Here is a 9,158-nt window from a genome sequence, read left to right as displayed (position 1 = left end):
CCGCCCCCCCCCCCCCGGCGGGGGGCCGCCCCGGGGGGGGGGCCCCCCCCCCCCGCCGCGGGCCCGCCCCCCCCCCCCCCCCCTGCTCGCGTAACGGGTGGGGCGTCAGCGGAAGGTGCCCTGCGACACCGAACCGGCGATCCGGCGCTGGAAGATGATGTACACGATCAGTACGGGCACCACCGTGACCACGATCGCGGCGAAGAGCGCACCGTAGTCGATGTCGTAAACTTGCGAAGACGCGTAGGCGGCCATGCCCTGGGTCAGCACCCACTTGTCCTGGTCGGTGTTGAGCGCCACCGGCAGCAGGAACTGATTCCACAGCCCCAGGAAGTTGAAGATCGCCACCGCGGCCATGCCCGGACTGGCCATCGGCAGCATCACCTGGAAGAACGCCCGCCAGTCCCCGGCACCGTCGATCAGCGCGGCCTCGTACACGTCATGCGGCAGTGACCGGAAGAACGCGTACAGGAAGAACACCGTGAACGGCAGCGCGAACGCGACATACGTGAGGATCAGTCCCGGCCTGGTGTTGAGGAGGCCGAAGTTCTGCAGCTGGAAGAAGAGCGGCACGATCGCCAGGAAGACCGGGAAGGTCAGTCCCGCCAGCATCACGTAATAGATCAGCCGGCGGCCGGGGAACTCGAACCGGGCGAGGATGTAGGCGCACATCGCGCCCAGCAGCATCACCAGGAACAGTGCGGAGACCACAACGATCACCGAGTTCAGGAAGAACTTCCCGATGTTCGCGTCGGTCCACGCGTTCACGTAGTTCTCGACGCGCCAGTGTTTCGGCAGCTCGAACGGTGACGACAGGATCTCGCTGGTCGACTTGAACGACGACAGCAGCACCCACAGCATGGGCACGATCACGATCACGGACCACAGGATCAGCAGACCGTGCGAGAGCACCGCGAACCTGCGGTCGCTGCTCACGACGGCGCGCGTCAGCTTCCGGTCCCTCGTCACTTTGCGGTCGGCGGCTATGGAGCTCACCGGGCACCTCCCTTGGCTCCGGCACGCCGAGCCCTGGGCCCACGCGACTTCTCCTTGCCCTCGTTCTCGCCACCGCCGGTCAGGCGATTGACAAGGAACACCAACGCCGCGAACACCAGGGTGACGACGGCGAGGACGACACCCATCGCGGTGGCGAGGCCGAACTGCTGCTTCGCGAAAGCGACGTTGAACAATCGCTGACTGATCGTCAGGGTCGAGTTGGCGGGCCCACCGTTCGGCAGCATCGCCTGTACGTAGACGAACGCGTCGAGGGCGGCGATGCCGAGGTAGATGTACGCCGTCTGCACGCTGTCCCGGATCGACGGAAGGGTGATCGACATGGTCATCCGGAACCGGCCGGCCCCGTCGATCCTGGCCGCCTCGTACAGCTCGCCGGGGACTCCCTTGATCGCGGCGATGAAGAGCACCGCGTAGAACCCGACGAGCCCCCAGACGATGACGAACATCAGGGCCGGCATCGCGGTCGACGTCTCGCCCAGCCAGGCGAATTCCTTGAAGTGGTCGAGACCGAGGGCGGAGAGAACGCCATTGAGCAGGCCGGCGTTCGGGTCGTACATCTGCGCCCAGATCAGGCCGACGATGATCGCCGGCACGACATAGGGGAAGAACGAGATGATCCGGTAGAAGGAGGCGGCCCTGATCCCGCGGACGGGGCCGATGCTCGGCCCGCCCAGGGTGACGGCCACCGCGACCCCGAGGGCGAGCGTCAGCGTCACGAACGGCACGATGGCCGCCAGCAGCGCGACGTTGGTCAACGCCTTCAGGAAGACGTCGTCCTGGAACATCTTGGTGAAGTTGTCGAGCCCGACGAAGTCGTAATCCGGGCTGAAGCCACGCCAGTTGGTCATCGCCCAGAAGATCGCCTGCGCGAACGGGTACAGCACGAAGAGCACGAAGATGGCCAGCGGGACGCCCAGGAACGCGAGGAAGAACGTCACCCGGTCGAAGGTGAGCTTCCGGCGCCGGGGCCGCCCGCCGCGAGCGGCCGGCACCGGCCGGTCGCTCGCGGCTGCGGATTTGGAGATCGTTTCACTCATGGCCGTCTTACTTGATCTTGATCTTGTCGACGGAGTCATCGTCCCGGACCTTGTCGGAGATCTTCTGCAGAGCCTTCGTCAGACCCGCGCGGTCGAGGTCACCGGAGAGGAACGAGTTCCACGGCACCAGCTGGTCGGTGTTCATGCCGTATGCCTCGACGAACCTGCGCATGTCGTAGATGTTGTCGCCCGCGGCATCGAGCAGCTTCGTCTGGGAGACCAGCGCCGACGATCCGAAGCCGTCGGCGGGCACGGTGCCCTTGACGACCGTCGGGGCCAGCTTCGTCTTGGAGAAGTTGGCGGCCGCCTTCTCGGACAGCATCGCCCGCAGCACCTCTTTGCCGCCGGCCGGGTTCTTGCCCTGCTTGGGCACGATGAACGGCTCGCCCGAGGCCGCGTGCAGCGTCTCGTAGGGCAGCTTCGGCTTGTCCGTGAGCGTCATCTCCGGGAAGCCGGTCATCTGGAAGTCCTTCTTGGTGGCCTTCTTCATCTCGTTCTCGATCCAGCCACCGGACGGGTAGAGCAGCGCCTTCTGGTCGTTGCTCCAGATCGCCTGCGCCTTCTGGAACTGGGTGCCGGAGCCACCGGGGACGAACATCTTCTCCTTGATCATGGTCTCCATGACCTTGAGGACACCCTGGATGGCCGGGTGCGACCAGGCGTTCTTCTCCAGGTTCCCCAGGGCGAGCCGGACCTCGTCGCCGCCCTCCTTGATCGACGAAGCGAACAGCATCGTCTGGTAGTACGTGGCGGCTTCCTTGCCGTGGACGAAGAGGTACTTGCCCTTCTTCTTCGCCTTCTGACCGAGGTCGAGCGCCTCGTCCCAGGTCTTCGGCGGGGTCCAGTTGTTCTCGTCGAACAGCGTCTTCGAGTACCAGACTCCGTACACCGTCATCACGTAGCGCAGCGCGATGAACTTGTCGTTGTACGTCCCGGGGTCCTTGACGCCGGGGTAGACGATGTCGGCGATCTTCTTGCCTTCGTAGGTGTTGGCCTCGAAGAGGTCGTCCAGCTCCTCCAACTGGTCGAGGATGCCGAGGAACCCGATCTGGTCCTCACCGGAGTTGTCGATGAGGTCCGGCGGGTTGCCGCCGACGAACCGCGGCTGGAGCTCCGGAGCGATGTCCACGACCGGCTTGACCTGGACCTTCGTACCGGCGACCTGGGCTCCGACGACCTTGTTGACGTAATCGACGTAGTCGGTGCCGTAACCGCCGTCGAAGATGGCCGCCTCGACCTTGGAGTTCTTGGCGACGCCGAAGGGGTTCTTTTCGGTGCCCTTGTTCTTCGTACCGCCGTTGTTGTCGTCGTTGCTGGAGGGGGAGCCACACGCAACGGCGAAGGAACCCATGGCCGCGGTGGCGATCGCCCCGCGCAGGAGCGTCCGCCTGTCGAGAGAGCCGGCACGAATGGTCATCTCTGCATCCTCACTGATCGATTGGATCTCTAACGGTTGGCGGCATTTCGGCTGCCGGGCCGGATTGGCCATGTGCTGGCCGCACTTCTCTGTGAGCGCGTCCTGGTGCCGGTGCCGCTGTGCGGCACCGATGGTGATCAGCTGAGCGATGTCGGAAAGCTTGTACCGAGGTTGGATCCCATGCTCAAGTCCTCGCCTTCTCCAGGACTCAGGCGGTGAACCGGATCCTCCCCGGCACCGCGGTGATGTGCTGCGTAACGCAGGTGGAGCTGGGTGGAGCTGCGTGGTACCCGCCCGACATCTCGAACAGGCCGGGGCGGTGGCGACAGGTATAGTCCACTCCCTGTGAGGGGGGCAAGATCGAATGCAGGTTTGGGCATCGGTCTTTTCCGAGTTGAGACCTCACGGAAATACGTCGCACCAGCGACGAACCGATCTTTCCAACTGGCTTGCCTACAAAGGGTGTAGCGGAACCACTCGGGCCGCTTACTCCGATACCGCGCCGTATTCCATCAACAGCAGAGCGGAATCGTCGTCGACGCCGGAGTCCGTGTGCAGCTGCACATCCGCGCGCAACCGCACGAGACTGTCGTCGAGGGAATTCCCGCGCAGCAGCGCGACGCGCTGGACGAGCGGATAAAAGGCGTCCCGGGCGTCCCGGGCCTCGGCGAGCCCGTCGGTGTAGAGCAGCACCCGGTCGCCGTCCTCCAGCTCGACGCGACTCGGCTCCGGCGGGTCGCATTCCAGCCAGTCCAGGCCGAACGGCAGGGCGGGGCTCGGCGGATGGGCCAGCCCATGACTGCCGTCGGCCCGGACGACGAGCGGCGGCGGGTGCCCGAAGGAGAGCAGCGTCAGCCGGCCCGAGGGGTCGAGTTCGGCGAGGACCGCGGTGACGAACTGCTCGTCGACGCCCCTGCGGCCCAGCGCCCCGGACATCTCGGCCGCGACCTCGTCCAGACTGTCGGCGTCGTGTGCGCTCATGCGAAAGGCGCTGAGCATGACGGTGGCCGTGCGCACGGCGCTGAGCCCCTTGCCCTGTACGTCGCCGATCACGACGCGGACGCTGCCGTGCGCGGGGACCACCTCGTAGAAGTCGCCGCCGATCCGGGCGTCCTCGGTGGCGGAGACGTAGGAGGCGGCGACCCGCGCGGGGGCGGTGTCCTGCGGCACCGGGGCGAGGATCACGCTCTGTACGAACTCGGAGATCAGCCGGTGCCGGGAGGCCCGCCGCTCGTGCCGCACGCGCGCCTGCGCGGCGACGGCGGACGCTGCGGTCACCGCGGCCACGCTGATGAGGGCCACCGCGCCGCGCCGCGTGAACAGCAGGTCGTCGTATACGGCCACGGCGGCGCACAGCAGCAGCGCGACGAAGCCGCAGATGATCACCTTGCGGGCCGGGGCGCAGCAGGCGGTGAGCGCCGGGCAGACCGCGAACAGGGGCAGCAGCCCGACCTCCGCCCCGAGCACCACGTCGAGCGCCGCGACACCGACCGCGGCGACGAGGCCGGGACAGATCGCGGTGGGCCACACGAGGAACGCGGGAGCGCGCACGACGCCTCCAGAGGGGCCGTAGGACGGAAGGCTATAAAGAGGAATTTTTTGTTTCTTTTGCCAAGATTTGACACTGTACCTCGGCGATTCACCCCGCCGGTCCGGCGATCACAGTCCGTCGGGCGGGGCGCACGCGGCGTGTCGGGCGCCCGTTCCGCACCCGACCCGCCCAAAGAGCCCAAAGTGCGCCCAACACCCTTGACACCACTGGGCACTTGAGCCCCTACTGGACTCTGCTCAGCAACTGACAACGTTGTCCAGTAGCCGGAGGGTGAGCTCCCTTATGCGAGGCAGATCCAGACACAGACTCGGTGGTACAGCCGCGCTCGGCGCGGCCGTACTCGTGCTCACGGCGGCGAGCCAGGGCCTCGGTCCCGCCACCACCGCCCACGCCGCCGAGGGAAAGCCGGAGTTCCGCTCCTCCTTCGAGGCCGGTCAGCCCGCCCCCGACTGGCTGAACACCGTCGACACCGACGCCGCGGGCAAGAAGCGGGCGAGCGGCGTGGACGGCGCGTACAGCAGTGGCATGCCGGGCAATGTGAACGGCCATGTCACCGACGTCCGGGCCAGCGACGAGAACACGGGCGGCGGTGAGACCAAGGAGAACCTCGTCGACGGCGAGCCGACGACGAAGTGGCTGGCGTTCACGCCGACCGCCTGGGTCGAGTACGACCTCGACGAGCCGGTCAAGATCTCCAAGTACGCGCTCACATCGGCCAACGACCACGACGAGCGCGACCCGAAGGACTGGACCCTGAAGGGTTCGACGGACGGCAAGGAGTGGACGACGCTCGACTCCCGCTCCGGCGAGACGTTCGACAAGCGCCAGCAGCTGAAGTCGTACGACATCCAGAGCCCGGCGGAGTACGCCCACTTCCGTATCGAGTTCACGAAGAACAACGGCGCGAGCGACGCGACGCAGCTCGCCGACCTCCAGCTCTCGACGGGCGAGGGCTCCACCCCGGCCCCCGAGGACATGCTCTCGCTCGTGGACCGCGGCCCGACGGCCTCGCCGACCGCGAAGGCGGGCGTCGGCTTCACCGGCACCCGCGCGCTGCGCTACGCGGGCACCCACAAGGGCGACGGGCACGCCTACTCGTACAACAAGGTCTTCGACGTCGACGTGGCGGTGGCCAAGGACACCGAGCTCGCGTACAAGGTCTTCCCGTCGATGGCGGACGGCGACCGCGACTACGACGCCACGAACGTCTCCGTCGACCTGGCCTTCACCGACGGCACGTACCTGAGCGACCTCAAGGCGGTCGACTCCTACGGCGGGCTGCTCACCCCGCAGGGGCAGGGCGCGGCCAAGCGGCTCTACGTGAACCAGTGGAACGCCGTGAAGTCCGGCATCGGGTCCGTCGCGGCCGGCAAGACGGTCGACCGGGTGCTCGTCGCGTACGACTCCCCCAAGGGGCCGACGAAGTTCCGCGGCTGGCTCGACGACATCAGCATCGCGAAGGCGCGACCCGCCAAGCCCAAAGCACACTTGAGCGACTACGCGTCGACGACCCGCGGCACCAACTCCACGGGCGGCTTCTCGCGCGGCAACACCTTCCCGGCGACGGCCGTCCCGCACGGCTTCAACTTCTGGACGCCGGTGACCAACGCGGGCTCGCTGAGCTGGCTGTACGACTACGCGCGCGACAACAACGCGGACAACCTGCCCACCCTTGAGGCGTTCTCGGCGAGCCACGAGCCGAGCCCGTGGATGGGCGACCGGCAGACGTTCCAGGTGATGCCGTCGGCGAAGTCCGGTGACGCGCTGGACACGTCACGCTCCGGGCGGGCGCTGCCGTTCAAGCACGACAACGAGACGGCGACGCCCTCGTACTACGGCGTGACGTTCCAGAACGGCGTGAAGGCGGAGATGACGCCGACCGATCACGCGGCGGCGCTGCGCTTCAGCTATCCGGACGACGACGCGAGCGTGGTCTTCGACAACGTCTCCGACCAGGGCGGCCTCACGCTCGACAAGGAGAACGGGGTCGTCACCGGCTACTCGGACGTGAAGTCCGGCCTGTCGGCGGGCGCCACGCGGCTGTTCGTCTACGGGACCTTCGACAAGCCGGTGACCGACGCCGACTCCTCGGGCGTGAAGGGGCACTTCAGCTTCGACGCGGGCAAGGACCGCACGGTGACGCTGCGCCTCGCCACGTCCCTGATCAGCATCGACCAGGCGAAGGACAACCTCGCGCAGGAGCTTCCGGCGAAGCGCTCCTTCGGTGCCGTACGGGACGCCGCGCGCGCCCAGTGGGACACGCTGATGAAGAAGGTCGAGGTCGAGGGCGCGACGGAGGACCAGCGCACGAGCCTCTACTCGTCGCTGTACCGGCTGTACCTGTACCCCAACTCGGCCTTCGAGAAGGTCCGTTCGGGGGCCGGGAAGGCGACGTACAAGTACGCCTCGCCGTTCTCGCCCATGCCGGGCCCGGACTCCCCCACCCACACCGGGGCGAAGATCGTCGAGGGCAAGCCGTACGTGAACAACGGCTTCTGGGACACGTACCGCACGACCTGGCCCGCCTACTCGCTGCTCACGCCGAAGAAGGCGGGTGAGCTGGTCGACGGGTTCGTGCAGCAGTACCGGGACGGCGGCTGGACCTCCCGCTGGTCCTCGCCGGGCTACGCGGACCTGATGACCGGCACCTCCTCCGACGTGGCGTTCGCCGACGCGTACGTGAAGGGCGTCGACGACTTCGACGTCGAGTCGGCGTACAAGGCGGCCGTGAAGAACGCGACCGTGGTGGCGCCTTCGGCGGGCGTCGGCCGCAAGGGCATGGAGACGTCCCCGTTCCTCGGCTACACCTCGTCGGAGACGCACGAGGGCATGTCGTGGGCCCTTGAGGGCTACCTCAACGACTACGGCATCGCGGAGATGGGGCAGAAGCTCTACAAGAAGACGGGGAAGAAGCACTACAAGGAGGAGTCCGAGTACTTCCTGAACCGTGCCCGTGACTACGTCAACATGTTCGACGACAAGGCGGCAGGCGGGAGTTCGAGCCCCGGGTTCTTCCAGGGCAAGGACAAGAAGGGCGACTGGCGCGTGAAGTCGGCCGACTTCGACCCGGCGATCTGGGGCTACGACTACACGGAGACCAACGCCTGGGGCTACGCCTTCACCGCCGTCCAGGACAGCCGCGGCCTCGCCAATCTGTACGGCGGCCGGAGCGGTCTCGCCAAGAAACTGGACACGTACTTCGACACCCCGGAGACGGGCTCGGCGGACGTGGCCGGTTCGTACGGCGGTGTCATCCACGAGATGACCGAGGCGCGCGATGTGCGGATGGGCATGTACGGCCACTCGAACCAGGTCGCGCACCACGTCACGTACATGTACGACGCGGCCGGCCAACCGTGGAAGACGCAGGAGAAGGTCCGTGAGGTGATGTCGCGGCTCTACACCGGCAGCGAGATCGGGCAGGGCTACCACGGCGACGAGGACAACGGCGAGCAGTCGGCCTGGTTCCTGTTCTCCTCGCTGGGCTTCTATCCGCTGGTCATGGGCAGCGGTGAATACGCCATCGGCTCCCCGCAGTTCACGAAGATGACGCTGCATCTGGACGGGGAGAAGGACCTCGTCGTCAAGGCGCCGAAGAACAGCGCGAAGAACATCTACGTGCAGGGCATGAAGGTCAACGGCAAGGCGTGGAACAAGACGTCGCTGCCGCACTCGGCCATCGCCAAGGGCGGCGTCATCGAGTTCGCGATGGGCGACAAGCCGTCGAAGTGGGGCACGGGTGCGGGCGCCGCGCCGACGTCCATCACGAACGACGACAAGGTGCCCTCGCCGCGCTCCGACGCGATCACGGGCTCGGGCCCGCTGTTCGACAACACTTCCGCCACGTCCGCTAGTTCGGAGTCGGTGGAGCTGCCGGTCGGGGCGGACGGCGCCAAGGCGGTCCAGTACACGCTGACGTCCGAGGACAAGGCGAAGGCCCCGACGGGCTGGAAGCTGGAAGCGTCCGACGACGGCCAGAAGTGGCAGACCGTCGACGAACGCTCCGGCGAGTCCTTCGCCTGGGACAAGCAGACCCGGGCGTTCTCCGTACCGTCCCCGGCGACGCACAAGCACTACCGCCTGGTGTTCACCGGCGGGGCGGCGACGGTGGCGGAGGTGGAGCTGCTGTCCTGAC

General features: G+C 67.0%; 5 protein-coding genes. 1 reads left to right on the top strand and 4 read right to left on the bottom strand.

Annotation, left to right across the window (positions count from 1 at the left end):
• Positions 1-105: 105 nt before the first annotated feature.
• From ACIA8D_RS09910 to ACIA8D_RS09895, 4 genes are all read right to left on the bottom strand, one after another.
• A complete protein-coding gene (locus ACIA8D_RS09910) occupies positions 106-996 on the bottom strand; it encodes a carbohydrate ABC transporter permease (RefSeq protein WP_399230458.1) in 891 nt (296 codons plus the stop codon).
• Positions 993-2,054, bottom strand: a complete 1,062-nt coding sequence (locus ACIA8D_RS09905; protein ID WP_399230456.1) for a carbohydrate ABC transporter permease — start codon at positions 2,052-2,054, stop codon at positions 993-995. The genes ACIA8D_RS09910 and ACIA8D_RS09905 overlap by 4 nt, the downstream gene beginning before the upstream one ends.
• 7 nt (positions 2,055-2,061) lie before the next feature.
• A complete protein-coding gene (ngcE, locus tag ACIA8D_RS09900; protein WP_399230454.1) occupies positions 2,062-3,471 on the bottom strand; it encodes an N-acetylglucosamine/diacetylchitobiose ABC transporter substrate-binding protein in 1,410 nt (469 codons plus the stop codon).
• A gap of 486 nt (positions 3,472-3,957) precedes the next feature.
• Positions 3,958-5,022 carry a PP2C family protein-serine/threonine phosphatase gene (locus ACIA8D_RS09895; protein WP_399230452.1) on the bottom strand — a complete coding sequence of 355 codons (1,065 nt, stop codon included), beginning with the start codon at positions 5,020-5,022 and terminating at the stop codon, positions 3,958-3,960.
• A 283-nt stretch (positions 5,023-5,305) separates the two neighbouring features.
• Between ACIA8D_RS09895 and ACIA8D_RS09890 the strand changes: the two genes are divergently transcribed.
• A complete protein-coding gene (locus tag ACIA8D_RS09890; RefSeq protein WP_399230450.1) occupies positions 5,306-9,157 on the top strand; it encodes a GH92 family glycosyl hydrolase in 3,852 nt (1,283 codons plus the stop codon).
• Position 9,158: the final 1 nt, after the last annotated feature.

Origin of the sequence: Streptomyces sp. NPDC051684 (genome assembly GCF_044453445.1) — a bacterium.
Taxonomy (GTDB): Bacteria; Actinomycetota; Actinomycetes; order Streptomycetales; family Streptomycetaceae; genus Streptomyces.
The sequence above is the reverse complement of the archived record's forward strand: the minus strand, read 5'-3'. Positions and strand labels throughout refer to the sequence as shown.